This is a genomic window from Pseudomonas sp. W2Oct36, assembly GCF_041060465.1.
GTDB lineage: Bacteria > Pseudomonadota > Gammaproteobacteria > Pseudomonadales > Pseudomonadaceae > Aquipseudomonas > Aquipseudomonas graminis_B.
The window spans coordinates 1-26,809 of record NZ_JAUERW010000036.1 but is presented as its reverse complement, the minus strand read 5'-3'; the positions used below and the strand labels follow the sequence as shown (position 1 = coordinate 26,809).

Annotated in this window: 23 protein-coding genes; 16 read left to right on the top strand and 7 right to left on the bottom strand. The window is 63.9% G+C overall.

The genetic code is table 11. The features are described 5' to 3' along the window. Positions 1 to 338: 338 nt before the first annotated feature. From kdpF to QWI18_RS25350, 6 genes are all read left to right on the top strand, one after another. Complete coding sequence (gene kdpF, locus QWI18_RS25375) at positions 339 to 434, top strand: K(+)-transporting ATPase subunit F (RefSeq protein ID WP_037009437.1); 96 nt, start codon at positions 339 to 341, stop codon at positions 432 to 434. Between the two features lie 5 nt (positions 435 to 439). After that, on the top strand, positions 440 to 2,134 hold the full coding sequence (gene kdpA, locus QWI18_RS25370) for a potassium-transporting ATPase subunit KdpA (RefSeq protein WP_065986315.1): 1,695 nt from the start codon (positions 440 to 442) through the stop codon (positions 2,132 to 2,134). A 10-nt stretch (positions 2,135 to 2,144) separates the two neighbouring features. Next, complete coding sequence (gene kdpB, locus QWI18_RS25365; RefSeq protein ID WP_296310572.1) at positions 2,145 to 4,241, top strand: potassium-transporting ATPase subunit KdpB; 2,097 nt, start codon at positions 2,145 to 2,147, stop codon at positions 4,239 to 4,241. Between the two features lie 64 nt (positions 4,242 to 4,305). Then, a complete protein-coding gene (kdpC, locus tag QWI18_RS25360) occupies positions 4,306 to 4,872 on the top strand; it encodes a potassium-transporting ATPase subunit KdpC (RefSeq protein WP_369320155.1) in 567 nt (188 codons plus the stop codon). A gap of 55 nt (positions 4,873 to 4,927) precedes the next feature. Then, the gene (locus QWI18_RS25355) at positions 4,928 to 7,585 is read left to right on the top strand and encodes a DUF4118 domain-containing protein (protein WP_369320154.1); all 2,658 of its coding nucleotides are present in this window, start codon (positions 4,928 to 4,930) and stop codon (positions 7,583 to 7,585) included. Positions 7,586 to 7,648: 63 nt separating this feature from the next. Next, the gene (locus tag QWI18_RS25350) at positions 7,649 to 8,338 is read left to right on the top strand and encodes a response regulator (RefSeq protein WP_192136007.1); all 690 of its coding nucleotides are present in this window, start codon (positions 7,649 to 7,651) and stop codon (positions 8,336 to 8,338) included. A 919-nt stretch (positions 8,339 to 9,257) separates the two neighbouring features. Here the strand turns inward: QWI18_RS25350 and QWI18_RS25345 are convergent. Then, entirely contained in the window at positions 9,258 to 10,319 is a 1,062-nt protein-coding gene (locus QWI18_RS25345) for a patatin-like phospholipase family protein (protein ID WP_369320153.1), read from the bottom strand. A 172-nt stretch (positions 10,320 to 10,491) separates the two neighbouring features. Between QWI18_RS25345 and QWI18_RS25340 the strand changes: the two genes are divergently transcribed. The 6 genes from QWI18_RS25340 (at position 10,492) to QWI18_RS25315 (ending at position 16,672) form a co-directional block, all read left to right on the top strand. Then, positions 10,492 to 10,770, top strand: coding sequence for a hypothetical protein (locus QWI18_RS25340; protein WP_062381160.1), 279 nt, complete (start codon positions 10,492 to 10,494; stop codon positions 10,768 to 10,770). Positions 10,771 to 11,033: 263 nt separating this feature from the next. Continuing rightward, on the top strand, positions 11,034 to 11,951 hold the full coding sequence (locus QWI18_RS25335; protein ID WP_369320152.1) for an AAA family ATPase: 918 nt from the start codon (positions 11,034 to 11,036) through the stop codon (positions 11,949 to 11,951). Further along, positions 11,921 to 12,904 carry a DUF58 domain-containing protein gene (locus QWI18_RS25330; protein ID WP_369320151.1) on the top strand — a complete coding sequence of 328 codons (984 nt, stop codon included), beginning with the start codon at positions 11,921 to 11,923 and terminating at the stop codon, positions 12,902 to 12,904. The genes QWI18_RS25335 and QWI18_RS25330 overlap by 31 nt, the downstream gene beginning before the upstream one ends. A gap of 25 nt (positions 12,905 to 12,929) precedes the next feature. Then, on the top strand, positions 12,930 to 14,930 hold the full coding sequence (locus tag QWI18_RS25325; RefSeq protein ID WP_369320150.1) for a DUF3488 and DUF4129 domain-containing transglutaminase family protein: 2,001 nt from the start codon (positions 12,930 to 12,932) through the stop codon (positions 14,928 to 14,930). A gap of 45 nt (positions 14,931 to 14,975) precedes the next feature. Next, on the top strand, positions 14,976 to 15,746 hold the full coding sequence (locus QWI18_RS25320; RefSeq protein WP_369320156.1) for a CHAD domain-containing protein: 771 nt from the start codon (positions 14,976 to 14,978) through the stop codon (positions 15,744 to 15,746). A 131-nt stretch (positions 15,747 to 15,877) separates the two neighbouring features. Beyond that, positions 15,878 to 16,672 (top strand): acyl-CoA thioesterase II, encoded by a 795-nt coding sequence (locus tag QWI18_RS25315; RefSeq protein WP_065986323.1) that lies wholly within the window; start codon positions 15,878 to 15,880, stop codon positions 16,670 to 16,672. A gap of 75 nt (positions 16,673 to 16,747) precedes the next feature. On the opposite strand, the gene QWI18_RS25310 is transcribed toward QWI18_RS25315, so the two are convergent. The 3 genes from QWI18_RS25310 to QWI18_RS25300 form a co-directional block, all read right to left on the bottom strand. Beyond that, positions 16,748 to 16,969: a hypothetical protein gene (locus QWI18_RS25310; RefSeq protein WP_065986324.1), complete on the bottom strand. Its 222-nt coding sequence runs from the start codon at positions 16,967 to 16,969 to the stop codon at positions 16,748 to 16,750. Positions 16,970 to 17,111: 142 nt separating this feature from the next. Then, positions 17,112 to 18,590: a methyl-accepting chemotaxis protein gene (locus QWI18_RS25305; RefSeq protein ID WP_369320149.1), complete on the bottom strand. Its 1,479-nt coding sequence runs from the start codon at positions 18,588 to 18,590 to the stop codon at positions 17,112 to 17,114. Between the two features lie 166 nt (positions 18,591 to 18,756). Next, positions 18,757 to 19,581: a TatD family hydrolase gene (locus tag QWI18_RS25300; RefSeq protein WP_192135991.1), complete on the bottom strand. Its 825-nt coding sequence runs from the start codon at positions 19,579 to 19,581 to the stop codon at positions 18,757 to 18,759. Positions 19,582 to 19,778: 197 nt separating this feature from the next. Between QWI18_RS25300 and QWI18_RS25295 the strand changes: the two genes are divergently transcribed. The 3 genes from QWI18_RS25295 (at position 19,779) to QWI18_RS25285 (ending at position 22,306) form a co-directional block, all read left to right on the top strand. After that, on the top strand, positions 19,779 to 21,182 hold the full coding sequence (locus QWI18_RS25295) for a transglycosylase SLT domain-containing protein (protein ID WP_192135989.1): 1,404 nt from the start codon (positions 19,779 to 19,781) through the stop codon (positions 21,180 to 21,182). Between the two features lie 101 nt (positions 21,183 to 21,283). Then, entirely contained in the window at positions 21,284 to 21,721 is a 438-nt protein-coding gene (locus tag QWI18_RS25290; RefSeq protein WP_065986328.1) for a DoxX family protein, read from the top strand. A gap of 267 nt (positions 21,722 to 21,988) precedes the next feature. Further along, positions 21,989 to 22,306 (top strand): hypothetical protein, encoded by a 318-nt coding sequence (locus QWI18_RS25285; protein WP_065986329.1) that lies wholly within the window; start codon positions 21,989 to 21,991, stop codon positions 22,304 to 22,306. Here QWI18_RS25285 and QWI18_RS25280 read toward each other — a convergent pair whose 3' ends face one another. The 3 genes from QWI18_RS25280 to QWI18_RS25270 all read right to left on the bottom strand — a co-directional run bounded on the left by QWI18_RS25280 (position 22,307) and on the right by QWI18_RS25270 (position 25,319). Continuing rightward, on the bottom strand, positions 22,307 to 23,245 hold the full coding sequence (locus QWI18_RS25280) for a hypothetical protein (RefSeq protein WP_369320148.1): 939 nt from the start codon (positions 23,243 to 23,245) through the stop codon (positions 22,307 to 22,309). 157 nt (positions 23,246 to 23,402) lie between these two features. Then, positions 23,403 to 24,284 carry a zinc-dependent alcohol dehydrogenase family protein gene (locus QWI18_RS25275; protein ID WP_369320147.1) on the bottom strand — a complete coding sequence of 294 codons (882 nt, stop codon included), beginning with the start codon at positions 24,282 to 24,284 and terminating at the stop codon, positions 23,403 to 23,405. A gap of 132 nt (positions 24,285 to 24,416) precedes the next feature. Beyond that, positions 24,417 to 25,319, bottom strand: coding sequence for a LysR family transcriptional regulator (locus tag QWI18_RS25270; RefSeq protein ID WP_369320146.1), 903 nt, complete (start codon positions 25,317 to 25,319; stop codon positions 24,417 to 24,419). Between the two features lie 99 nt (positions 25,320 to 25,418). On the opposite strand from QWI18_RS25270, the gene QWI18_RS25265 reads away from it, so the two are divergent. Then, positions 25,419 to 26,594, top strand: a complete 1,176-nt coding sequence (locus tag QWI18_RS25265; RefSeq protein WP_369320145.1) for an aspartate aminotransferase family protein — start codon at positions 25,419 to 25,421, stop codon at positions 26,592 to 26,594. Positions 26,595 to 26,809: the final 215 nt, after the last annotated feature.

Sequence of the window (26,809 nt, the reverse complement as noted above, 5' to 3'; positions counted from 1 at the left end):
GCGAGAGCGCCGTCAGGACATGGATGTCCGTTCGGCGCGGGCCCACGGAGCGTCGTCGGAGTGAGGGAACCCGACGAAGTCGGGCCAAACCACGAGCAAAGCGTTTTTGGTTACTTTTGGGGCGCTTTTGCCAAAAGTGACCCGCCGTAAGGGCGGAACCCTAATAACTGCACACACAGATAATGGATATAAACGCCTTGTAAAGCCTCCAGAGCCACGAAAACAAACACTCTTTACGCTTTCTTTATGCCCCCCACCCCCCGTCGCTCTCGTTCCTTTACACCCCCACTGAACACAATTGCCCCACACGGCAGTCGCCGTATGACGGAGAGTTTTTCATGAGCGTTCTGGATGGGGTGTCACTGCTGCTCGCAGCAGGGTTATTCGTTTACTTGCTGGTCGCGCTCCTGCGCGCCGGCCGGGTCGAGGAGTAACGGACATGCACGGTTACGACTACCTGCTGATACTGGCGTTTTTCGCCTTGGTGCTACTGCCCGCGCCGCTGCTGGGACGGTTCTACTACAACGTCATGGAAGGCCAACGCACCTTCCTGACCCCGGTCATGGGCCCGGTCGAGCGCATCTGCTATCGCCTGTCCGGCGTCGACCCCACCGTCGAACACAACTGGAAAACCTACACAATCGCCCTGCTGGCCTTCAACCTGGCCGGGTTCGTCGTCCTGTTCGCCATCCTGCTCCTGCAAGGCTCGCTGCCCCTCAACCCACAGGGCCTGCCCGGCATGGAGTGGTCGCTGGCGTTCAACACCACCATGAGCTTCGTCACCAACACCAACTGGCAGAGCTACAGCGGCGAAGCGTCCCTCAGCTACCTGAGCCAGATGGCCGGCCTGACCGTGCAAAACTTCGTCAGCGCCGCCACCGGCATCGCCGTGCTGGTCGCGTTTTGCCGCGGCATCAGCCGTCGCTCGACGCAGCACCTGGGCAACTTCTGGGCAGACATGACCCGCGCCACCCTCTACGGCCTGCTGCCGCTGTGCCTGGTACTGGCGCTGCTGCTGGTGTGGCAAGGCGTGCCGCAAACGTTCGCCCATTACGTGGACGCCGTGACCCTGCAAGGCACCGACCAGACCATTCCCCTGGGCCCGGCCGCCAGCCAGATTGCGATCAAGCAACTGGGCACCAACGGCGGTGGCTTCTTCGGCGTCAACTCGGCGCATCCGTTCGAGAACCCGACCATCTGGAGCAACCTGTTCGAGCTGGTGTCGATCATCCTGATTCCGGTGGCGCTGGTGTTCACCTTCGGCCATTACGTCAAGGACATGCGCCAGAGCCGCGCGATCATCGCCTGCATGCTGGCGCTGTTTCTGATCGGCGGCGCGACGGCGATGTGGTCCGAATACCAGCCCAACCCTGCGCTGAACATTGCGTCGGTCGAGCAGGCCGCGCCCATGGAAGGCAAGGAAACCCGCTTTGGCACCACGGCCACCGTGCTCTGGGCGGCGACCACCACGGCGGCGTCCAACGGTTCGGTCAACGGCATGCATGACAGCCTCAACCCGCTCACCGGGATGATCGCTCTGGCCAACATGATGGTCGGCGAAGTGATCTTCGGCGGCGTCGGCGCAGGCCTCTACGGCATGTTGCTGAACGTTCTGATCGCGGTGTTCCTCGCCGGCCTGATGATCGGCCGCACCCCGGAATACCTCGGCAAGAAGCTGCAGGCCCGTGAGGTCAAGTTGCTGGTGGCGACGTTGATCGTGATGCCGGTCGGCGTGCTGGTGTTCGGCGCGCTGGCGGCGACCTTGCCCGGTCCGGCGGGGGCGGTGAGCAATCCCGGCGCCCACGGTTTCAGTCAGTTGCTCTACGCCTACACCTCGGCGACCGCCAACAACGGTTCGGCCTTCGGCGGCTTCAGCGCCAACACCCCCTTCCATAACCTGATGTTGGGCCTGTCGATGTTCATCGGCCGCTTCGGCTACATCCTGCCGGTGCTGGCGCTGGCCGGCAGTCTGGCGGCGAAGAAGAGCTCGCCGCTGGGCCAGAACAGCTTCCCGACCCACGGCCCGCTGTTCGTCACCCTGCTGACCGTGACCATCTTGCTCGTGGGTGGCCTGACGTTCCTGCCGACCCTGGCACTGGGACCGATTGCCGAACACTTGAGCCTGGGCTTCTGAGGACCACACCATGAACATGCAAGCCCCCGTAACAAAGAGCCCGGACAGTAAAATTCCGGCCAGCAAGGCCACAAACCACGACGCGCAGCCCGTCGCGGCCAAGACCGGTCTTGCCGCCCTGTGGCGCCCGGCGCTGGTGCAGGCGTTCGTCAAGCTCGACCCGCGCCAGTTGCACCGTGCGCCGGTGATGCTGGTGGTCGAACTGACCGCGGTTTTGACCACCGTGCTGTGCCTGATCCCTGACCCGGCAGTGCCAACGTCCGTCGCCGTGCAGATCGCGATCTGGCTGTGGTTCACCGTGTTGTTCGCCAACTTCGCCGAAGCCTTGGCCGAAGGTCGCGGCAAGGCCCGCGCCGACAGCCTGAAAGCCGGCAGCGAAGGCCTGAAGGCGCGGATCCAGGGCGCAAACGGCAGTTACGAGATGGTCAACGCTGCCACCCTGCGCAAGGGCGATGTGGTCCGCGTTGAAGCCGGGGAGCTGATCCCGGGCGACGGCGAGGTCATCGAAGGCATCGCGGCGGTCAACGAAGCGGCGATCACCGGTGAGTCTGCGCCGGTGATTCGCGAGTCCGGCGGCGACCGTTCGGCCGTCACCGGCAACACCCGTCTGGTGTCCGACTGGCTGCTGGTGCGGATCAGCGCCAACCCCGGCGAGTCGACCCTGGACCGCATGATCGCGCTGGTCGAAGGTGCCAAACGGCAGAAGACCCCCAACGAAGTGGCCCTCGACATTCTGCTGATCGGCCTGACCCTGATCTTCCTACTGGTGGTCGTCACCCTGCAGCCGTTCGCGCATTTTGCCGGCGGTAACCTGCCGCTGGTGTTCCTCGTGGCGCTGCTGGTGACCCTGATTCCGACCACCATCGGCGGCCTGCTCTCGGCCATCGGCATTGCCGGCATGGACCGCCTGGTGCGCCTTAACGTGATCGCAAAATCCGGCCGCGCGGTGGAAGCGGCGGGTGACGTGCACGTGCTGCTGCTGGACAAGACCGGCACCATCACGTTCGGCAACCGTCGTTGCGCGGCGGTGTATGCCGCGCCGGGCGTGACGCCGAAAGAGCTGAGCGAAGGCACACTGCTGGCCTCGCTGGCCGATGACACGGCTGAAGGCAAGTCCATCGTCGAATACCTGCGCGGGCAGCACCCGATGACCGAGCCTGCGCCGAGCCAGTTGACGGCGGTGCCGTTCACGGCGGAAACCCGTCTGTCTGGCGTCGATTTCGAGGGCCGTGTGTACCGCAAGGGCGCCGTGGACTCGCTGCTGAAATTCCTCGGCCGTGACCGCAGCGACCTGCCGCCGGTGCTGGCGCGGGAAATCGACAAGATCGCCAAGACCGGCGGCACGCCGTTGCTGGTCTGCGGCGACGGCAAACTGCTCGGCGCGATTCACCTCAAGGACGTGGTCAAGCCGGGCATTCGCGAGCGTTTTGAGGAGCTGCGCAAACTGGGCATTCGCACGGTCATGGTCACCGGCGACAACCCGCTGACGGCTGCAGCGATCGCGGCAGAAGCCGGCGTCGATGACGTGCTGGCCGAAGCCACTCCCGAGAAGAAACTGGAGCGCATCCGTCAGGAACAGAACGACGGGCGTCTGGTGGCGATGTGCGGCGACGGCGCCAACGACGCGCCGGCGCTGGCCCAGGCCGACGTCGGTATGGCCATGAACGACGGCACCCAGGCAGCGCGTGAAGCGGCCAACATGGTCGATCTCGACAGCGACCCGACCAAGCTGTTGGACGTGGTGCAGATCGGCAAGGAATTGCTGGTGACCCGCGGTGCCCTGACGACCTTTTCCATCGCCAACGACGTGGCCAAGTACTTCGCCATCCTGCCGGCGCTGTTTGCGGCGATTTATCCGCAACTGGGCGTGCTCAACATCATGCACCTGGCCAGCCCGCAGAGCGCGATTCTGTCGGCCATCGTCTTCAACGCGCTGATCATTGTCGTGCTGATCCCGCTGGCGCTGCGCGGTGTCCGGGTGCAGGCCGCCAGCGCGGCGCATCTGCTGCGCCGCAACCTGTTGGTCTATGGCCTCGGCGGGCTGGTCGTGCCGTTCGTGGGCATCAAGGTGATCGACCTGCTGCTGACCGCTCTGCACCTGGTTTAACCCGTTGATCGCGCCGCGTGGTGATGATCCCGCGCGGCGCTCACTTCGAAATGAGGATTGAATGATGTCCAGCGTATTGCGTCCGGCCGTGAGCCTGATCGTTCTGATGACCCTGATCACCGGCGTGGCTTACCCGTTGGTGGTGACCGGTGTCGCCCAAGTGGCGTTTCCGGATCAGGCCAACGGCAGCCTGGTCTACGACGACCATGAAAAGGTGCGCGGCTCCGAGTTGATCGCACAGAATTTCACCGGCGAAGAATGGTTTCACCCGCGTCCCTCTGCCGGCGCCTATGCCACCGTGGCCAGCGGCGCGAGCAACCTGGCGCCGAGCAATCCGGCGCTGGCGACGCGAGTGACCGATGATGCCGCAAAAGAGAAAGTCGACAACCAGGGCCCGGTGCCGCTGAACCTGCTGACCACCTCCGCAAGCGGTCTTGATCCGCACTTGTCGCCCGCCGCAGCCGAATATCAGGTGGCCCGCATCGCAGCGGCGCGTAACCTGCCGCGCGAGTCGGTGCAGAAACTGGTGGCCGAGAACACCCAGACCTCGCTGATCGGCCCGCCGGTGGTGAACGTGCTGGACTTGAATCTGAGTCTGAATCGGTTACCGTCTGGCAAACTCGTGAACTGACGCCACCGGGCGCCGCCACACGCGCGCACATCACCCTGCACCAGGACAACTTTTCGTGAATTCAACCACCCGCGCCGACGCTTTGCTGGTCAATCTTCCTCGGGACGATCGCGGGCGGCTGAAGGTGTTTCTTGGCGCGGCGCCTGGCGTGGGCAAGACCTACGCCATGCTCCAGGCCGCGCACACGCAGATGCGTCAGGGCGTTTCGCTGCTGGCCGGGGTCGTCGAGACCCACGGCCGTGCCGAGACCGAAGCGCTGCTGGGCGGTTTGCCGCAGCAACCGATGCTGCGTTCCGAGTACCGCGGCGTCATGCTCGAAGAGATGGACCTGGACGGTCTGCTCGCAGCGAAACCCAAACTGGTGCTGGTCGACGAACTCGCCCACAGCAACGCGCCGGGCAGTCGCCACGCCAAGCGCTGGCAGGACATTCAGGAACTGCTCTCGGCGGGGATCGACGTCTACACCACGGTCAACGTTCAGCACCTGGAAAGCCTCAATGATCAGGTGCGCGGCATCACCGGCGTGCAAGTGCGCGAAACGCTGCCGGACTGGGTGTTGCAGGAAGCCTACGAACTGGTGCTGATCGACCTGCCGCCCCGGGAGCTGCTGGAGCGGCTGCGCGACGGCAAGGTCTACGTGCCGGAGCAGGCCCGCGCCGCCATCGATGCCTTTTTCACCCAGACCAACCTCACCGCGCTGCGGGAAATGGCCATGCAAACCGCCGCCGCCCAAGTGGACAACGACCTGGCGCTGGGCTACCGGCAGTTGGGTCAGGCGGCGCCGGCGGTGCGCGGTCGTCTGCTGGTGGGGATCGACGGCGACGCCCAGGCCGAACGGCTGGTGCGCCATGCCAGTCGTGTCGCGCAACGGCGGCATCTGCCGTGGAGTCTGGTGCACGTCGACAACGGGCGCTTTTTCGACGAACTGGCCCGCGGCCGTTTGCAGAACGCCCAGCAGCTCGCCGAACGCCTCGGCGGGGAAGTGGTGGTGCTGCGCGCGCCGGAAGTGGCGAAGACGCTGATTCAGCACGCCACCGAACGCCGCGCCAGTCTGGTGCTGGTGGGCCAGTCGCGGCCTTCGCTGCGCCGTCGGGTATTGGGCGGCGGGTTGGCGTCGCGTCTGCTGCGCAATGCCCACGGTCTGGAAATCAACGTGCTCGACAGCGAATCGCGTCCCGATCAGGCGCTGTCCACCTCGCCGCCCAATCTGGTCTGGTTCGATTACGCCCTGGCGCTGTTCGCCACGGTCGGCGCCAGCGCCCTGGCCTGGGCGGTGTCCAGTTGGCTGGCGCTGCCAAACATCTCTCTGGTGTTTCTCGCCGCCGTGCTGCTGGTGGCCGTGCGCAGCAGCGTCGGCCCGGCGATGGTCTGTTCGGTGCTGTCGTTTCTGGCGTATGACTTTCTGTTCATTCCGCCGAATTTTTCCCTGAGCATCCAGCGCGAAGAAGACGTGCTGACGCTGCTGTTCTTCCTGTTGATGGCCGCGCTGACCGGCAATCTCGCCGCTCGTCAGCGTCGCCAGTTGCAAGCGCTGCGCGACACCCAGGAGGAGACCAGCGAACTGCTCGACCTGTCACGCCGCCTGACCGCCGCCACCGATCGCCAGGCGGTGCTCAGTGCGGCCGATCATCATCTGGCCGGCTGGAGCGAGTTGCAGCTGTGCGTCCTGGACAACGACCGCGAGCAGGGGTGGAAGGTGGAAGTCGGCGGGCCGCTGGAGTTTTCCGAGTTCGAGCGCGCGGCGGCGGACTGGGCCTGGCAGCACGGGCAACCGGCGGGCAAGGGCACCGGCACGCTGCCGTCGGGGAGTTGGTGGTGGCTGCCGTTGTGGGTGGACGATGCGCCGCTGGCCTTGCTGGGGATTCGTGCGAAACAGGGCCAGACTTTTACACCTCAGCGTCGACGGTTGCTCACGGCGCTGAGTCAGCCACTGGGTCAGGCCCTGGCCCGGGCGCGTCTGGCCGAAGACCTGGAAGCCGCGCGTTTGCATGGCGAGACCGAACAACTGCGCAGCGCCTTGCTGGCCTCGGTGTCCCACGACCTGCGCACGCCGCTGACCGCCATGCGCGGCAGCATCGACAGCCTGCTGGCGCTGGGCGAGGCGATTCCGCTGGAAGACCGCCGCGAGTTGCTCGAAGGCACCCGCGACGAGGCCGAGCGCCTGGACCGTTACATTCAGAACCTGCTGGACATGACGCGCCTCGGCCACGGCGCGCTGAAGCTGGCGCGGGACTGGGTCTCACCGGGTGACATCGTCGGCAGCGCACTCAATCGCCTTCGCGCCGTCCTCGCGCCGCTGCAGGTCATGACCCAATTGCCGGCAGAGCTGCCGCTGCTGTATGTCCACGCCGCGCTGATCGAGCAGGCGTTGATCAACGTAATCGAAAACGCCGCGCGCTTTTCGCCGGTCAATGGCCGTCTGCAGATGGCGGTCAGTGCGCAGAACGAAGAGATCGTCTTTGCCGTCAGCGATGAGGGGCCGGGAATCCCGGAGAGCGAACGGGCGAAGATTTTCGATATGTTCTACACCGCCGCGCGGGGTGACCGAGGCGGGCAGGGCACGGGGCTGGGGCTGGCGATCTGTCAGGGCATGGTCGGCGCCCATGGCGGACGGATCAGCGTGGGCGATGGCATCGACGGTCGCGGCACCTGCATCAGTCTGCATTTGCCGCTGCAGGCGCAGCCTGAAGCGGAAATGGACCAGGCGGTCTGAAACCGTTTTGCGATACGCTGACGGAACTTTGTGACGGCACTTTTTTCTAATGACAGGACACCCATGAGCCAGACGGCGACCATTCTGGTGATCGATGACGAGCCGCAGATCCGCAAATTCCTGCGCATCAGCCTCGCGTCACAAGGCTACAAAGTGCTGGAAGCCGGGACCGGCAACGACGGCCTGACCCAGGCCGCACTTAATAAACCTGACTTGCTGGTGCTCGACCTGGGCCTGCCGGACATGGACGGGCAGGATGTGCTCAGCCAGTTTCGCGAATGGTCGGCGGTGCCGGTGCTGGTGCTGTCGGTGCGTGCCAGCGAGGGCGAGAAAGTTCGCGCGCTGGACGCCGGTGCCAACGATTACGTGACCAAGCCATTCGGCATTCAGGAGTTCCTGGCGCGGATTCGCTCACTGCTGCGCCAGGCGCCGGACGGCGGCCAAGTGGAGTCGGCGGTGCTCATTGGCCCGCTGAACATTGACCTGGCCTATCGGCGGGTGTCCCTGGGCGATGTGGAAGTCGCCCTGACCCGCAAGGAATACGCGGTGCTGGCGCAACTGGCGCGGCATCCCGGTCGGGTCATTACCCAACAGCAACTGCTTAAGGACATCTGGGGCCCGACCCATGTCGAAGACACCCATTACCTGCGCATCGTGGTGGGGCACCTGCGCCAGAAACTCGGCGACGACCCCGCCGCGCCACAGTACATCGTCACCGAGGCGGGGGTTGGGTATCGGTTGGTGAATGGGTGAAGCATCGTTTTCCCTCCATCGGCCGCGTACACCTGCGGGGCTGGCGGTGACCTCGACTGTGGGACCGGCTTTAGCCGGGAAAGCGTCGGAGGTCACACCGCGTGATTGATGGCGTTCATGCGGGCCTCTTCCCGGCTGAAGCCGGTCCCACTAAAGCATCGCGTGCATCGCTCGGGACTGACGGTGACCTCGACTGTGGGGCCGGCTTTAGCCGAGAAGGCGCCGGTGGTCACAGCGCGTGATTGATGGTGGTCATGGGGGCCTCTTCCCGGCTGAAGCCGGTCCCGCTAAAGCATCGCGTACACCTGAGGAACTGGCGTTGACCTCGACTGTGGTACCGGCTTTAGCCGGGAAAGCGTTGATGGTCACACCGCATGATTGATGGTGGTCATGCGGGCCTCTTCCCGGCTGAAGCCGGTCCTACTAAAGCATCGCGTACACCTGCGGGACTGGCATTGACCTCGACCGTGGGACCGGCTTTAGCCGGGAAAGCGCCGGTGGTCACACCGCGTGATTGATGGTGGTCATGGGGGCCTCTTCCCGGCTGAAGCCGGTCCTACTAAAGCATCGCGTGCATCCCTCGGGACTGGCGTTGACCTTGACCGTGGGACCGGCTTTAGCCGGGAAAGCGTTGATGGTCACACCGCGTGATTGATGATGGTAATGGGGGCCTCTTCCCGGCTGAAGCCGGTCCTACTAAAGCATCTCGCACACCTGCGGGGCTGGCGGTGACCTCGACTGTGGGACCGGCTTTAGCCGGGAAAGCGTCGGAGGTCACACCGCGTGATTGATGGCGTTCATGCGGGCCTCTTCCCGGCTGAAGCCGGTCCCACTAAAGCATCGCGTGCATCGCTCGGGACTTACGGTGACCTCGACTGTGGGGCCGGCTTTAGCCGGGAAAGCGTCGGAAGCCACGCCTTTAATGCTCCTGCTCATACCGATCCAGCGTTTCTCTGGCGATCTGCCGCCCGAGCGCGATCAGCTCCGGGGCTTTGTAGAATTCGAAGAACCGGCACACGCGTTTCGGCACGTTGATCAGGATGTCGGGCGGGTAGCCGGCGATTTTGTATTGCGCCAGGGACGTCTGCATCACCTCGAAGCTCTGGTTGATCAAATCCAGCAGCGAGGCGGGGCCGACGTTGTCGATGATAATCGAGCCGCTGGCCGATCTCGGCGCCCCGGCCTGGGTGGGCGCGGCGGAGGGTTGCTGGCCTTGGGGGTCGGCGGATTCGATGTCGGCCATCAGCCACGGATTGCCCGTCAGCACGGCGGCACTGGGTTTCAGCCGCTGCTGCGCCAGACGCAAACCATCCTCGCCGGTCAGGTCCAGCCTGCGGCGGAACGGCAGGTGCGAGCCGATGGACGTCATCAGGCCGTCGAAACGCTTCTTCACCGCGGGCGGGCGCTCGATCACCGGCAACGTGTAATGCTTCTGGGTCGTGGAGTTGAGGTTGACCGCGACGATCAAATCGCAATGGCTCGACACCACCGGCACGATCGGCAACGGGTTCAGCAGGCCGCCATCGACCAGCGTGCGATTGCCCTGGACCACCGGGGTGAACAGACTGGGGATCGCCGCCGAGGCGCGCATTGCCGAATGCAGGTTGCCTTCCTGAAACCAGATCTCCTGCTGGTTGGTCAGGTCGGTGGCCACGGCCGTGTAAGGGATGGGCAGGTCCTCGATGTTGATCTCGCCGACGATGTCGCGAATCTTGCCGAACACCTTCTCGCCGCGAATCGCCCCCAGCCGGAAACTCACGTCCACCAGCCGTAACACGTCCAGGTAATCCAGGCTTTCGATCCACGCCTTGTACTCGGGGAGCTTGCCTGCCGCGTAGATCCCGCCGATCACCGCGCCCATGGAACAGCCGGCGATGCAGCCGATGTCATAGCCGCGGTGTTCGAGCTCTTCGATGACACCGATGTGCGCATAACCCCGTGCGCCCCCGGAGCCCAGAACCAGCGCGATGCGTTTATTCATGTGCGGTTTCCCACTGTCAGCGTTCAGGCGGCGCGCAAGGCGGCCGATTCATCACACACCAGCGTAACGCCAACCGCGCGAAACGGGTATTGTGCATCGCCCCGGCGTGGCACTTTTGCATCGCCGCACCGTCAAAGCCGCATCAATGATTTCCTTAGTTGAGGTAACACCCATGAAAGCCTGGATCTGCCTGCCCCTGTTGGCGTTGGTTCTCACCGGTTGCGCCGGCAAAACGGCCTACCGCGACAGCTGCGCCACCAACCTTGACGCGGCCTGGCACGAGCTGGATCTGGCCAAGGCGGAAGGGTTCGCTGGCACGGTCAGCTACTCCAAGGCCCTGTCGCTGCTGACCGGCGCCAAGACCCAGCAGCAGTTCGAAGCCTTCGAAGGTTGCTCCGAGAAAGCTGAGAAAGCCCGTTTCTACATCCGTGAGTCCCGCGCGGGTCGCTGAGATCGTTCCAAAGTCCGCAGCCATTAAGCGGTCTCCCTGTAGGAGTGAGCTTGCTCGCGAAGCCTGCTGTCAGTCGCCATCTAGCTGACTGAGATAACGCGGATCGCGAGCAAGCTCACTCCTACAGTCCTGTTTCGCTCCACCCTGATGAATCCCTCCCTCCCGCTCTAGCGAAAACGCCTACGCTGACCTTACAGTGGCTGCACGTCTGGCATCGTTTGCAGTCCTATTAGCCATGAGCAGTCGCCTGGGGAGGCCTTCCGATGGGCAGAAAACTGGATGCGTGTCTCAACGCGATCAATGAAGTGGTGCTGGGCAAGGAACCGCAGGTCCGCCTGGCGCTGACCTGCCTGCTGGGCGGCGGGCACTTGTTGATCGAAGACTTGCCCGGCATGGGCAAAACCACCCTCAGCCACACCCTCGCGCGGGTGCTTGGCCTGAGCTATCAACGCATTCAATTCACCTCCGATCTGTTGCCGGGCGACATCCTTGGCACGTCCGTCTTTGATCGCGACACCGGGCAATTCACCTTTCACCCCGGGCCAATCTTCGCCGAGCTGGTGCTGGCCGACGAAATCAACCGCGCGACGCCCAAAAGCCAGAGCGCACTGCTGGAGGCGATGGAAGAGGGCCAGGTCACCATCGAGGGCGCGACCCGTATGCTGCCCGATCCGTTTTTTGTCATCGCCACCCAGAACCCGTTCAGCCAGGGCGGCACCTTCGCCCTGCCGGAATCGCAACTGGACCGCTTCCTCATGCGCCTGTCCTTGGGCTATCCCGCGCGGTCGGCGGAGAAGGCCCTGCTGCTGGGCGAGTCCCGCCGCGATCTGCTGCCGCGCATCGAGCCATTGCTGGACCACGCCGAGCTCGCGTCCCTCCAGCAGCAGGCGCGGCAGGTGCGGGCCAGCGACGCCTTGGTCGATTATGTGCTGCGGCTGGTCGATGCCACGCGCAGCCAGCCGCAATTTGCCTACGGCCTGTCACCCCGCGCGAGCCTGGCGATTCTCTCGGCGGCGCGGGCCTGGGCGTTGCTCGCCGGGCGCGATTACGTGATTCCCGAAGACGTGCAGGCGATTCTGCCTGCCGTCATCAGCCACCGCCTGCGCGAGCGCACTGACCCGACCGGGCACGGCGGCGGCGCGCTGGTTCAGTGGTTACTGCGCGAGGTGCCGGTGCTGTGATCGAACGCTTCAAACCGGTCTGGCAGCGCTGGGTGGGGCGTCGAATCCCCCCAGCGTCCCGGGTCGAGCTGGATCACCGCCGAATCTTCATCCTGCCGACCCGGGTCGGCGGCACTTACGCGCTCATTCTATTTCTGCTGTTGCTGGTGTCGATCAACTACCAGAACAGCCTCGCCTACGGCCTGACATTCCTGATGCTGTCAGTGGGCGTGCTCGCCATTCTGCACACCTACCGCAACATCAGCGGGCTGGTGCTGAGCGGCGGCCATGCGCGTTCGGTGTTCGTCGGCGAACCGGTGCAACTGCGCCTTCGTCTGGAAAGCACCGGCCATGGCCATCAGGCGATTGCCCTGGGTTGGGACAGCGAACAACTGGAGCAGACCGACGTCGAGGCCGAGCGCCTGGTCGAAGTCGGCCTGACCCTGCCGGCGCTCAAGCGCGGCTGGATGCGGGCGCCGCGTTTGCGGGTGGAGAGCGTGTTTCCGCTGGGTATTTTTCGCGCCTGGAGCTGGCTGGACCTGGAACAGACCGTGCTGATCTACCCGCAACCAGTGGCCGGAACCATGCCGCTGTTGCAAGGCGTGCAACCCCATGCCGAGGACGACGGCCACGCGACGACGGGCCCCGGCGTCGATGACTATCAGGGCCTGCGCCTGTGGCAGCCGGGCGACTCGATGCGGCGCATGCACTGGAAAGCCTGGTCGCGGGGGCAGGGGCTGATGGTCAAAGAGTTCAGCGACCTCAGCGGTCACGACCTGTGTCTGGACTTCATGGCTTTGGGCGGTGACATCGAGGAGCGGCTGTCGCGCCTGTGCTACTGGGTGCTGGAGTTGTCCCAGCGTCAGCAACCCTTCGCGCTGCGGCTGCCCGGTTTCATCTCGGCCGTGGACAGCGGCGACGCCCACCGCGAAGCCTGTTTGCGCCAGTTGGCGCTGTACGGGGTGCGGGCATGACGGGGCCGATAAAGAGTGCTGCGCGATGACGTCCTCAAGCCTGGCGAAACCGATTCCGCGGGTCAGCCTCAACTGGTTGCTGATCGCTCAGGCGCTGGTGATCGTGCCATTCGCCTTGCATGTGCCGGTGGCGTTGATCGTGTTGTGGCTGGTCTGCTCGTTCTGGCGCATCCAGATCTTCCGCATGCGCGTGCGTATGCCCGGCACCTGGATCAAGTCGGGACTGCTGGTCGGCACCGCCGGGGGCATTTACCTGGCGCGGGGCAGCTTGATCGGCCTGGATGCGGGGGCGGCGCTGCTGATCGCCGCGTTCATTCTGAAGATGCTGGAAATGCAGAATCGGCGTGATGCGCTGGTGTTGATCTTCCTCGGCTTCTTCTGCATCGCGGTCGGTTACCTGTTCGAAGACTCGCTGCTCTGGGGCCTGTTTACCCTGCTGCCGATCACCACGCTGCTGGCGGCGTTGATCGGCCTGCAACAGTCCGGCATTTCCGGGAAGCCTGCCGCCACGCTCAGGCTGTCGGCCAAATTGCTGCTGCAGGCCGTGCCGCTGATGATCCTGCTGTTTCTGTTCTTTCCCCGTCTCGATCCGCTGTGGTCGCTGCCGCAACCGAGCAACAAGGCGCTGACCGGGCTGTCCGACAGCATGGCGCCGGGGGACATCGCCGAGCTGAGCAAGTCCGCCGAGCTGGTGTTTCGCGCAAGTTTTGACGGCCCGCTGCCGCCGCGCAATCAGCTGTACTGGCGCGCGCTGACCCTGGAGCAGTTCGACGGCAGACGCTGGTCGCAGTCTTCCCGGGCGCAAGTGCCGGACGCGCCGCTGTGGCGCCGGGAAGGCGAGCGGGTCGGCTACAGCGTGGTACTGGAGCCGACCGGCAAACCGTGGCTGATGACCCTCGACGTGGGCCAGACCGATCTGGCCGGCGTGCGCCAGATGAGCGATTTCCGCTGGCAGCGGCGGCGACCAGTCGAGCAATCGATGCTCTACAACGCCGAATCCTGGCCTGACGCAGTGCGCGAGACCGTGCTCAGCGACGGCGCCCGCGTGCAGGCCCTGCAACTGCCGGCCAAAGGCAATCCCCAAGTGCGCGAGTGGGCAGCGGACCTGCATCGGCGCCATCCCGGCACCGACGCCGTGGTGGACGCGCTGCTGTCGTACTTCACCTCGCAGCCGTTCCGCTACACCCTTAGGCCCCCCGCGCTGGGCGCCAACAGCATCGATGACTTTCTGTTCGGCAGCCGCGCCGGTTTCTGCGCCCATTACGCCGGGGCCATGACTTTCGCGTTGCGCGCGGCAGGCGTGCCGGCGCGGGTGGTCGCTGGCTATCAGGGCGGCGAGCTGAACCCGGACGGCAACTACCTGACCGTGCGCCAGTTCGATGCCCACGCCTGGGTCGAGTACTGGCAACCGAACGTGGGTTGGCGCAGTGTCGACCCGACCGCCGCGGTGGCACCCGCACGGGTCGAGCAGGGGCTTGAACAGGCGCTGGCGGCGGACGAAGACTTTCTCGGCGATTCGCCAATGTCCCCGCTGCGCTATCGGCACCTGGCCTGGGTCAATTCGATTCGCATGGGCTGGGACAACCTCAATTACGGCTGGCAACGCTGGGTGCTGGGCTATCAGGGGCAGCAGCAACTGCAAGTGCTCGGCCGCTGGTTTTCGGGGTTTCAGGCACCGGTGTTCGCCGGCGGTGCGGCGGCTATTCTCGGGCTGCTGGCGCTGTGGCTGTTTAAGCCGTGGCGGCGCGAAAGCGATTCGCAGCTGCGCCTGTTCAACCATTTCGAACGTCTGCTCGCCCGGCAGGGTCTTAAGCGTCAGCCGGGTGAGGGTGCTCAGGCCTTCTCCCAACGTGCTGCCGCGCAACTGCCGGCGCACGCCGGGGCGATCAGGGATTTTGTCGACGAATTCGAAGCCCAGCGCTATGCCGGGGCGGACGGCTCGGTCGGTACCCTGCGCCAGCACCTGAAATCCCTGCGCCGCAGCCTGCCGTGGCGTTTGTCCGCTGTGAGGGACAAGCGGCCGTAAGTCATCAGACATTCATCTTCAACCAAGGAGTGTTTCATGTCAGCGATGGTCGATCACCTGGTCGCCGAGATTATCGGCCTTAACATCAAACTGCTTGCCTGCCACGCGCGGCTGGAAGTCTCCACCGACAGCGAAGCGCTGCACGACCTGCGCACCAACGTCCGCCGCCTGCGCAGTGTCTTGCGCCCGCTGCGCGGTCTGCCAGGGCTGGATCAAGTGGAAGGGGCGGCGAAGGAGGTCGGTGCGCTGACCACGCCCTTGCGGGACATGCAGGTACTGGCGGCGTTCCTCGAGGAACAGGGTCTGCCCCAGGCCGCGGCCAAGCGCGATCAATACCTGAAAACCGCGTGCCCGAAAGTGGCCAGCTCTGCGGAGCTCAATCGTCTGTTCGGCGTGCTGGACCAATTGCCAGCCCTGCTGCGCACCCAGGAACGCCACGGCCTGCTCGATAAATTGCGCCAGCGCATTGAAAAGCGCCTGGACAAACAGTGGAAGCAACTGCGCGAAGCCATGGGCGACCCTGCCCACGACCGCCATCGACTGCGCCTGTTGATCAAGCGCGTGCGTTACGCCGGTGAGGCTTACCCTGAACTCAGTCATCAGCCGAAGAACATGGAGCGCCGGTTGAAAGCGGCCCAGGGCGCTCTGGGCGACTGGCACGATCACCTGCAATGGCTGGAGCAGGCGCGGCATCAGGCCGATCTTTCACCTTGCGTGGCCGGGTGGGAATTGGGCATTCATCGTGCCGAGCAAAAGTCTGACCAGGTGCTGGAACGCTTGTACAAGGCTTGCTTTGGTAAGCATTCCTCGCGTTAAGGGCCCTCGCGCAGGATTGTCCAGCGCAGCCTTTTAACCGTCTCGTCCGCAGGATTGGCGTTTATAAACCCTGTCCTGCGGCAGCTGCCTCGCTACCATTTGCACATCCCGCCTGCCACCCTGGAACGTCCATGAAATTCTCCGAGCTGCTCGACGCCGTCCGCACCCGTCCCGAATCCGTCAGCATCCCCGCCTCATGGGCCCAAGGGCGTGCCTGCTTCGGCGGGCTGATGGCCGCGTTGATGTATGAAGCGATGCGCGCGAAGGTCTCTGCCGAGCGGCCGGTGCGGTCGCTGGCGATCTGTTTTGTGGCCCCGCCGGCCATCGACACGCCGATCTCGTTTGACGTGGAGATCCTCCGCGAGGGCAAGGCCGTCAGCCAGGTGTTGGGGCGGGCGATGCAGAACGGCGAGGTCATGACCCTGATTCAGGGCAGCTTCGGCGCCCCACGCGAGTCGATGATTTCGGTGCAGGCCGAGCCAGCGCCGGTGTTCACACCGGTGGACGAGATCCAGCCGTTTCCGTTTGTGTCAGGGGTGATGCCGGAATACCTGCGCTTTATTGACCTGCGCTGGGCGCTGGGTGGCCTGCCGTTTTCCAATACGCCGTCCGGTGCGATTGGCGGTTACGCGCGATTGCGTGACGTGGAAGAGGAACCCTTGACCGAAGCGCACCTGCTGGCACTGGTCGACACCTGGCCGCCTGCGGTGCTGCCGCACCTGAACAAGCCGGCACCGGGGAGTTCGTTGACGTGGACAATCGAGTTTGTGCAGCCGTTGCCCGCCATGACCACCCATGACTGGACGCAGTACCGAGCGGTGATCGAGCATGCCCGCGATGGCTACGGTCATACCGCGGCGGCGTTGTGGACGCCGAAAGGGGAGTTGGTGGCGATCAGTCGCCAAACGGTGACAGTTTTCGGCTGATCAGTCGTGCATGCCGCAAGTTTAGTGACACGTGCTCACCTGATGCATTTATGAACCTGTCAAACGCCTGAGGCCTTATTGGCCTCGGGCTTTGATGGCTTGGGCAGCGACCAGACCCAGCACGCCGATGGCGGCGGAGGTCAGGCTGCCGTTGAACGCGCCGTCGAGCAGCAACAGCCCGGAGACGATGGCCAGCGGAAACGCCAGGGACGACAGCACGACATGGGACGGCAGGCCTTCCTTGCGCGATGGGTGGAAAAATTCGCCGATGTGGAGATCCGTAATGAACTTGGGCATGACGCTTACCTCGGTGAAACATTAACAAGAAGTGTTTTCGATTGAGGTGAGAATAGGCCCGGCGTTTTACTTCGGCGAATCGAGGATTGCTATCAGCCTGATAGGCAGCATGCCTCTGAGTAATCGCAGCCGCGCGAGGCAATCAGCCTTGTAATTTCAGCTGTCCGATGGCGGTGTTCAAGGCGCCCGCCAGTGTCGCCAGCTCATCGCTGGTGCCGGCCGAGTCCACGGTCTGCCGGACGGTGCGCTCGGTCACGTCGCGGATGCTCACCACGGCGCGGTTCATTTCTTCGGCCACCTGGCTCTGTTGTTGCGCGGCCACCGCAATCTGAGTGTTGCTCTCGCGCATCTGCGCCACCGCTTCAGTGATCGCCGTCAGCGCCTGACCCGCTTCCCGCGCGCGCTGCACGCAGTCGTCGGCCTTGTGCGAGCTCTCCTGCATGAAATCCACCGCATCGCGGGTGCCCGCCTGCAGGGTGCAGACCATGGTGGTTATCTCGTCGGTGGACGTCTGCACCCGACGCGCCAGATGCCGCACCTCGTCGGCCACCACCGCGAAGCCGCGTCCCATCTCGCCAGCGCGGGCCGCTTCGATGGCGGCGTTGAGGGCGAGCAGGTTGGTCTGTTCGGCGATGCTGTGAATCACGCTCACCACGCCGTTGATTTTCTGACTGTCCTCGGCCAGCCGCTGGATCATCCCGGCTGTCTGTTGCACCCCGCTGGACAGCCCGGCGATGGACGCCTCGACCCGATCAACCACGGCTTTGCCGGTGCCCGCGAGCTTATCAGCGTTACGGGATTGATCACGGGTGGCGCCGGCGTGTTGAGCGATGTGGTGGACGGTGGCGGTCATTTCATTGATGGCCGTTGCCACTTGGTCGGTCTCGCTCTGCTGGCCGAGCATGCCCTGGCGCACCTCGCTCATGCCCGACGCCATTTGGCCCGCGCCTGCATCCAGGCGGGCGGCGGAATGGGCCACGGTGGTGACGATGCGTTGATAACCGGCCTGCATGGCGTTGAAGGCCTTGGCCATCTGCCCGACTTCATCTTCACCGGCGAGTGGCACGCGCGCCGAGAGGTCGCCGCTGCGTTCAACATGCAGCATTACGTCTTTGAGGGTGTTGAGGTGGGTCAGCAGAAAGCGGATCAGCAGTTGCGACGCGCCGAGCATGGCGAGCATCAGAATGAACACCGCGACCGCGTACTGGACAAAGCGCTCGCCCACCAGTTGCAGCAGGTGTGGCGCAGCGGCGAGCACAGCGATGCGTTGATCACCGCGCTGGATGACATAGGCGCCGATCAGAGGCGTACCGTCTGTGTCGGCCTTCAGGTCGGCCCAGCCGGTGACCGTACTCAGGGAGGGCAGGGGCTGACCGTTGAACACCGGCACCTGTCCCGCTGGATACGTCAAACGGTGGGCCGCCGCTGGCAGTGGTTGCCCGGCGGGCCAGGCGCTCAACAACTGCGCTTCGGCCTGCGCGGCGGCCCTGGCGTCGTTGGCGCGGGTTTGTTGTTCCAGCTGCAGGGCGTAAAGGACCAGCAACAGCGTGGTGAAAAACGCAACGGCGTTGACCGCCCAGAACTTGTATTTCAGCGAAACATTGCTCAGCCAGCGGGCCATGGTGGAAGTCTTCTGTGGGTGCACGAGATAAGGCAAGGTGCCATCATTTTGTGCCCTTTGAAGACGCGAAGCGTTGATCTGGGTCAATGGGTGTTTATGGGATGACTCGTCAGACGGCGCGCCTGCAACTTCGGCCTGCGAAACATGCCGGCGCCTGTTTCGACTGTTACGACGCTTGAGTGGCAGCTTCCACCACCGGCAACGCAAAAAACGCCCGTGCGCAATCAGTGGTGTGGGCCGCGACATCCTCCGGGCTCTCGCCTCGATGCAGCGCCACTTCGCGAAGAACCTCGGGCAGATAGGCCGGTTCGTTGCGGCCGTTCTTCGGCTTGGGGCGCAAGGTGCGGGGCAGCAGGTAGGGCGCGTCGCTTTCCAGCATCAGGCGGCCGCGCGGAATTTCGCGGACCAGCGGGTGCAAGTGCGTGCCCCTGCGTTCGTCGCAGATCCAGCCGGTGATGCCGATGTGCAGATCCAGGTCCAGATAGTTGAACAGCGCGCGTTTTTCCCCGGTGAAGCAATGCACCACCGCCGCCGGGAGCTGGTCGCGGTAGTCCCGCAAAATGGCGAGCAGGCGCTCGTCGGCGTCGCGCTCATGGAGAAACACCGGCAGCTGCAACTCGACAGCCAATGCCAGATGCGCTTCCAGGACTTTTTCCTGCTGCGGGCGAGGGGAGAAGTCGCGATTGAAATCCAGCCCGCATTCACCCACGGCGCAGACCGTCTTTTCACGCAACAGGGCCCTGAGCTGGTTTTCGGTTTCGCCCGTCCAGGCGCTTGCCGAGTGCGGATGAATGCCGGCAGTGCTGAACAATCGCTCGGCGCTTTCATCAAGCTGGCGCGACAACACAAGGGCGTTTTCGCTGCCCTCGACGTCGGTGCCGGTGAGGATCAACTGACCGACGCCGGCGGCGTACGCGCGCTCCACCACCTCGCGTTCGCGGGCGGCGAAGCTGGGGTTGGTCAAGTTGACGCCAATGTCTATTAGTTGCATGGTGCTACCTCAGGCCAGAGGCCGAGAAGAATAACAGAGCGATTGAAGCGATAAAAAACAAGCAGGCTCAACTGCTTGGAATACCCGAACCCTGTGATCCCGTTTTGTTGACGCACGCCGCGATGCACGCCGCGAGCCGGTCAGCTGCGCGACGCAGACTTCAAGCCCGTCTTTTTCGGCCTTTCGTCGGAGCGTCAATGATCCGAGCGTCCCTGTTTTCCCTGATGTGCGTCATGGCCGTGCCCGGCCATGCGTCGCCGCGACCCGCCGGCCCGCCCGTGGTGATCAAGAAGAATCAGGTGCGCGACCTGCCGGCAATCCGCAGCGGCAAAGTCCTGCGGGTGCTGGTCAATCAGAGCCGTAACAGCTCCGCTGAAGTTCAGGGTGAGCCCGTGGGCGTCGAGTGCCGTCGCTTGCAGGCGTTCGAAACCTACCTCAACAGCCATGCCCGCGACGGTCAGAAAATCTCCCTCAAACTCATTCCCAAAGCCAAGGACCAATTGCTTGCCGCGCTCCAGCGGGGCGAAGGTGACATGGTTGCGCCGGGCGAACTGCTCGACGCCAGCGCCGCGCATTACGTTGACGCGTCTGAACCGGTGGTGGCCCAGGTGCCGCTGGTGGTGGTCGGCGTCAAGGGTGAGCGGGGCTTCAGGCATCCCGAACAGCTTTCGGGCCGCACACTGATGCTGACCAGCGGCAGCGCCGCCGATGAAGCCATTCTTCAGCTCAACCAGAAACTGGCCCTGCGCAAGTTGCCGCCGGTGAAGATCGAGTGGGTCGACCCGAGCCTGGCGGTGGAAGACGTGCTGGAAATGGTCCAGGCCGGGGTTTATCACCTGACCGTGGTCGAGCAACCGATCGCCGAGCGCTGGGCCAAAGTGATGCCGAAGCTGCGCATCGACCGCGCTGCGGCCTTGAGCGATCCGGGCGACATGAACTGGTTTGTGCGCAAGGACGCGGTGGTGTTGCGCGGCGCCGTTGACCGTTTCCTGCAAACCTACGAACCGCCGCGCAATCAGGACGCCGCCTTCCAGACCGCCTACAAGGACCGCTACCAGATCCACAATCCGCTGGCCCGCGAAGACCGTCAGCGCCTGGAAAAACTCCGCCCCACGCTGCAACTGCATGCCGACAAACAGAAGATGGACTGGCTGGACCTCGCCGCCGTGGCGTTCAAGGAATCTTCCCTCAACCCGGTTGCCAAGGGCGGCAGCGGCGCCACGGGCCTGCTGCAGATTACGCCGTCGGCCGCCCAGCGCGTCGGCGTCGACAATATTCATGACCTCGACGGCAACGTGCAGGCGGCGAGCAAATACATGGCGCTGCTGCGGCGCAAGTTTTTCGCCAGCCCGAAAATCAACGAGCGCGAGCGCATGGCCTTCACCCTGGCCGCCTACAACCTCGGCCCGGAGCGGGTGCAGGCCATGCGCGCGGAAGCGAAGCGCCAGGGGCTTAACCCGAACCAGTGGTTTTTTCAGGTCGAGCGCGTGGCGATGGAGCAGGGCGGCAAGAACGTCGTGAGTTACGTTAACAGCGTCAACAAGTACTACCTCGCATTTGATCAGGCCCGCAGTTCACTGGAGCGTCCGGCGACGCGCTGAAAGATCTAATAGTTCGATAGGTATGGCGCGTATTTTGCGATTCTCATATTTATAGAACCGATTAATATGGCGCCATTCTCACATCACTCGGAATGCCCGCCATGAATGCTCAACTCAAATCAATCTTCAACACCCACGCCGGTTTCGGCATCACCGGTCTGCGGATCCTTATCGGCATCATCCTCATGGCCCACGGCAGCCAGAAGCTGTTCGGCCTGTTCGGCGGCTATGGCCTTGAAGGCACCGGCCAGTACATGGCGAGCCTGGGCCTGAACCCTGGCTACCTGATGGCGTTGATGTCCGGCAGCGCAGAATTCTTCGGGGGTCTGGCGCTGTTCCTTGGCCTGCTGGCACGGCCTGCGGCGTTGGTGGTGATCGTGATGCTGGTGGTGGCGATCCTCACGGTGCACATCCACAACGGCTTGTTCATGGCCAACAACGGTTACGAGTTCGGCCTGGCGTTGATTGCCGGCGCTGTGGCGGTGCTCTTCGAAGGCGCCGGTCGCCTGTCCCTGGATCGATTGATCGCACGTCGCTGATTCCCCGGCCAGCTTCCTGGCAACCCAATCCCGGCCTCTGGCGACGCCGGGATTTTTTTTGCGCTCGGTTCAGCCAACAAACGACAGGAGCCGCTGATTGACAATGCCCACGCCGCTTCTCTAGGATGCCGTTCATGCGCCGATTTAAACAGCTACTTGCGGGGCGCCGGGTGACGGTCATTCGTCATCGAAATTCCGCTAAAGCGCTGGTTCGGTGTTGCCTCTCACCGCTGCCCAGCGGACCAATGAGGCAGAGAAAACGACACTATGAGCAGTCACTCCCACCCGCGTCCCCTCGTTCGTCTGGCGCCCATCGCCAGCCAGTTCAATCGTCGCAATCCGCAAATCCTTCTGGGCGGTGCCCATCAGCCGACGCTGCTGCGTTACCTCGACGGCTGGCCGCGTCGCCAGGGCGGCCCCCACGCTTTCCTCATTCAATTCATCGAAACCCACGACGCCCTCGAGCGCTTCAGCAACGATCAGTTTGATCTGGCGGTCATCCAGGCGCCCACGGCCGAGCGCGCGGAGGCGGTGATTCACCAGCTGATCCGCGTCGCCCGCCAGGGGCTGATCACCCGCTGCTGATCACCCGACGCTGGCGGCTCGCCGCTTGGGCTGCAGCGGCAGATCGGGATGGCGCACAGTGAAGCGGGCACGCACACCATTGGCGTGACGGCACTGAGCGATCAGGGCGCTGCGCAGGGTCCAGTCGGTGTTAATGATGTAGAAATTCTGAATGAAGCTGTTCTCGTCCGTCGATTCGAACCACTGATCGATCTTTCGGCTCAGGTCACTGGGTGCGTGCAGCGGCAGCGAATACTTGGCGCACTGGATGGCGGTCAGGCTGAACTCGGGTTTGTACTCCACCGCGACTTCGTTGATGAACGCCTTCAGGGTGTTGGTGTTGAACAGGTTCGCCCCGGGCCAGCGTTGCTTGACCCCGGGCCACAGCAGCTCGTCACCCGAACTCCGGTTGTAGGCCAGCACCACGTTCTTACCCGGGTGATCGTTCCAGATGTCTTCCAGGGTGAGTTGGCGCAGGGTGCGCGGCACTGTCCTTGTGCCCAGGGTTGAGGTGAGCAGGCCCTGAAATTCCCGATGGGTCAGTTCGGTGAAATCCTTGAACTGGTGGAAATCCAGCACAACGATTTCACGCGCCGGGGAGCCGTTCTGCTCCAGTTCTTCAAAAAAGCCCTGGACGCACGCCAGAATGTCCCCGGCGACCGTGCGCCCCGACGAGGTCAGGTGAAACAGCTGAAAACGCCGCGGGTCACCCTTTTCGTACTTTGAATAAAACGCCACGCGCAAATCCAGCGCGCGCACCCCCTGGCGCAGTTGTTCCAGGGGCGCGACGTCCTGGGCCATCTCCTGGGGTACGGCGAAGTTGGGGGACAGCTTGTCACTGCCGGAATTGTGGGCGCCGGGCAGGATGAGTTGGTCGATGCGCAAGCGGCCGAGTTCAGCCGTTTGCGCCATCCAGTCAACATGGGGCGGGCGGGATGCAGCGGATGAGTTGAGGGGCATACAGTCATTCCTTGACGTGTGATGGAGCTCCGCGGGCGGAGCGGGGTGAGCGGTCATTCGCTCGGAAAGTCCTTTTCTGGAGTGTGGCCGTCGCGTCACCGACGTCAACCAAGGCAGTTCTTCAGGTCTGTTACCCGATGTGAACGGCGGCGTGTGCTTATCTGACTTTCAGGACCACGCGGCCGCGCACCGGGTGCCCGTCGAGGTGGTTGTGGGCCTTGCCGAACTGCTCGAACGGCCAGGTGCGGTGAATGTCCGGCTTGAGCAGGCCTTTGGCGGTCAGTTCGTTGATGGCGTCCAGTGCCCGTTGCAGTGCAGGGCCGTTCTGCTCGATGCCCAGCTCCGGCTTGCCGGTGAAATTTTCCAGGCAGTGCACGTGGAAGCGCATGTTCTTGCGAAACGCCTGCTGCGCCGGGAAGGGTGTCTTGTTGCCGCCGCGCAGGCCGTACAGCACCAGGTTGCCGCGGGGCCCCAACACGTCGCCCAGCATCGACATCTGCATGCCGCCCAGTCCGTCGAACACTGCTTCGATGCCGTGGCCGTGGGTCAGCGACTCGATGCGCAGGCAGATGTCGTCCTCGTCGGTGACCAGAACGGTCTGGCCGGGTTGCACGTTGGTCAGCTCGACGAAGGCAAACCAGGCCAGCAGCATCGGCGTGTAGTGAACGCTGGCTTGCACCGGTGTCAGTGCGTCCGGGTATCGGGTCAGCGCGTTGCGCGGCACCATCACGTGGTCGCCACACACCGGGTACTGGTTGGCGCTCATGGCTTTGAAGCTCGCCACTTTGTCGCCCACCTTGAGATCGTTCACGCCAGCGCCCACGGCTTCGACGACGCCGGCCATTTCGCTGCCCAGCCCGGCTGGCAGTTGCACCGGTGCCAGTGACAGGTTCTGCCGCCACAACACGTCGTCCCAGCTGATGCCGATGGCTTCGGCACGCACCAACACTTCCTGTGGACCGGGGGACCGGTCAGGCTGCTCCTCGCAACAGAGCACATCGGCTTTGCCGAAGCGATGAAATTTGATGGCCCGTGACATTGTCGACCTCGATGCCTGTCGTTGAGTGTTGCGACGACTGTATCGATGGGGGCAACGGGGCACTATTTCTGTCGGTCGATAGCCGACATGCCTGCTATCAATTCGCGTTGGGGACGTCGCTGGCGTGAGCGCTTATTTGCCCCAGGCGCGCAACGCGTGCTCGACGAACTGCCGCACCTTGGGCAGGCGGTAGCGGTCCTGGGGGTACATCAGCCACAGGGCGCGGCTGGGCGGCTGGTAATCCTGCAGCAACGGCACGAGCTTTCCGCTGGCCAGGTCCTCGCTGATGAGCACGTCAGGCAGCATCGACACGCCCATCCCGGCGAGCACGGCCTGGCGCAGCGCCGGCGTGCTGTTGACGATCATCGAGCCCGACACCGGCACTTCCATCACGCCGTCGGGGCCGGTCAGGCGCCACAGTTTTTCGGCGGCACGCCAGTCGTCACCGGCCGGGTAGGCGAACGCGAGACAGTCGTGGTCACGCAGGTCGTCGGCGGTTTTCGGGGTACCCCGACGTTTTAAGTAGGCGGGGGCCGCGCAGATGGTCAGGGTGTAGTCCTGCAGTGGCCGGGCGATCAACGCCGATGATTCCGGGGTGCCGAGGCGGATGGCGGCGTCGAAGCCGTGCTCGATCAGGTCCATGGTCTGATTGCTGAGCACCACCTCGACCTTGATCTCGGGGTAGCGTTGAACAAAATCGCTGAGCAGCGGCGCCAGGCGTTCGGCGCCGAAGGCCGGCGGGGCGGTGACGCGCAAGGTGCCGCTGGGCTCGGTCTGGGCCTGTTCGGCCATGCGCTCGGAGTCGTTGACCAGCCCCAGCACTTCGACGCAACGCCGGTAGTATTCCAGGCCAAATTCAGTGAGGTTTTGCCGGCGCGTGGTGCGCTGCAAGAGGCTCACACCCAAGCGCTGCTCCAGGGCTTTGAGGTGGTTGCCGACCATGGTCGTCGACATTTCGCACTGGCGCGCGGCCGCGGTCATGCTGCCGCCTTCCACCACTTTGACGAACACCGTCATCGCCAGAAACACGTCCATTATCAAGCCCTGCTTTAAAGTCACTGAAGGATGGCGATCTTTATACATCAGAACGGGCTAACGATACTGGCCTCACTTACCCGTGATGGAGCCACCGACATGACCGCCGCCTGCCTGATGAACACCTACAAACCGATGCCCTTGAGCTTCATTCGTGGCGAAGGCGCGCGGCTGTGGGATGACAGCGGCCGTCAGTACCTGGACGCTGTCGCGGGTGTCGCCGTGACCAACGTCGGTCACAGCCATCCGCAGATTGTCGCGGCGATCAGCGAGCAGGCCGGGCTGCTCTTGCACACGTCCAACCATTACCGCATCGACTGGCAGCAGAAGCTGGCGCAGCGTCTGACCCGGCTGTCGGGGCTGGAGCAGGTGTTTTTCAACAATTCCGGCGCCGAGGCCAACGAGACCGCGCTCAAGCTGGCGCGTTTGTATGGCTGGGCCAAAGGTATCGAGCACCCGCTGGTGCTGGTGATGGACAACGCCTTTCACGGCCGCACCCTCGGCACGTTGTCGGCCAGTGACAACGGCGCCGCGCGGCTGGGTTATCAGCCGATGTCGGGGGCGTTCGTGAAGGTGGGTTTCGGTGACATCGTCGCGGTTAAACAGGCGACGGCGGCGTATGGCGAGCGCATTGTCGCCGTGCTGGTCGAGCCGATTCAGGGGGAGGGTGGCGTGGCGTTACCGCCGCCGGGGTATCTGAAGGCGCTGCGCGATCATTGCACGCAAAACGGCTGGCTGATGATGCTGGATGAGATTCAGACTGGCATGGGTCGGACGGGTCGCTGGTTTGCCTTTGAGCATGAGGGGATCGTGCCGGATGTGATGACGCTGGCGAAGGCGTTGGGCAATGGAATTCCCATTGGTGCGTGTCTGGCGACGGCGGCGGTGGCGCGGTTGTTCACGCCGGGCAGTCATGGCAGTACGTTTGGCGGTAATCCGTTGGCGTGCCGGGTGGGTTGTACGGTGTTGGATATCGTTGAGGGGGAGGGGCTTTTGCGTAATGCGGCGGTGCAGGGTGAGCGGTTGTTGGCGGGCTTGCGCGTTGCGCTGGCGGGGCACCCTGATGTGGCGCAGGTGCGGGGGATGGGGTTGATGATCGGGGTTGAGTTGACGCGGCCGATTCGGGATGTGTGTCTGGTGGCGGCGCGGGAGTATGGGGTGTTGATCAACGTGACGCGGGGGCAGACGATTCGGTTGTTGCCGCCGTTGGTGGTCGATGGGGATGAGGTGGACCGGATTGTGGCAGGCGTCGTGGGCGCCCTGAAAAGGGACTGATTTATTTACGGACTCTGAAAGGGGACTGATTTATTTACAGCGCTTCATCGTAAATTAATCTGTCCCCGGTTTTAGACCTGCGGCGGGGCTCATGAAGACCAAGGGCGTCAGCCTGGGGGCAGACTGTTTCGCCTTCGGCGAGTTACTTGGAAAAGCACCCCAAGTAACCAAGGGTGCTTGCTCCTGGTTGGGCCCTTCGTTCCTCAGGGTTCCCT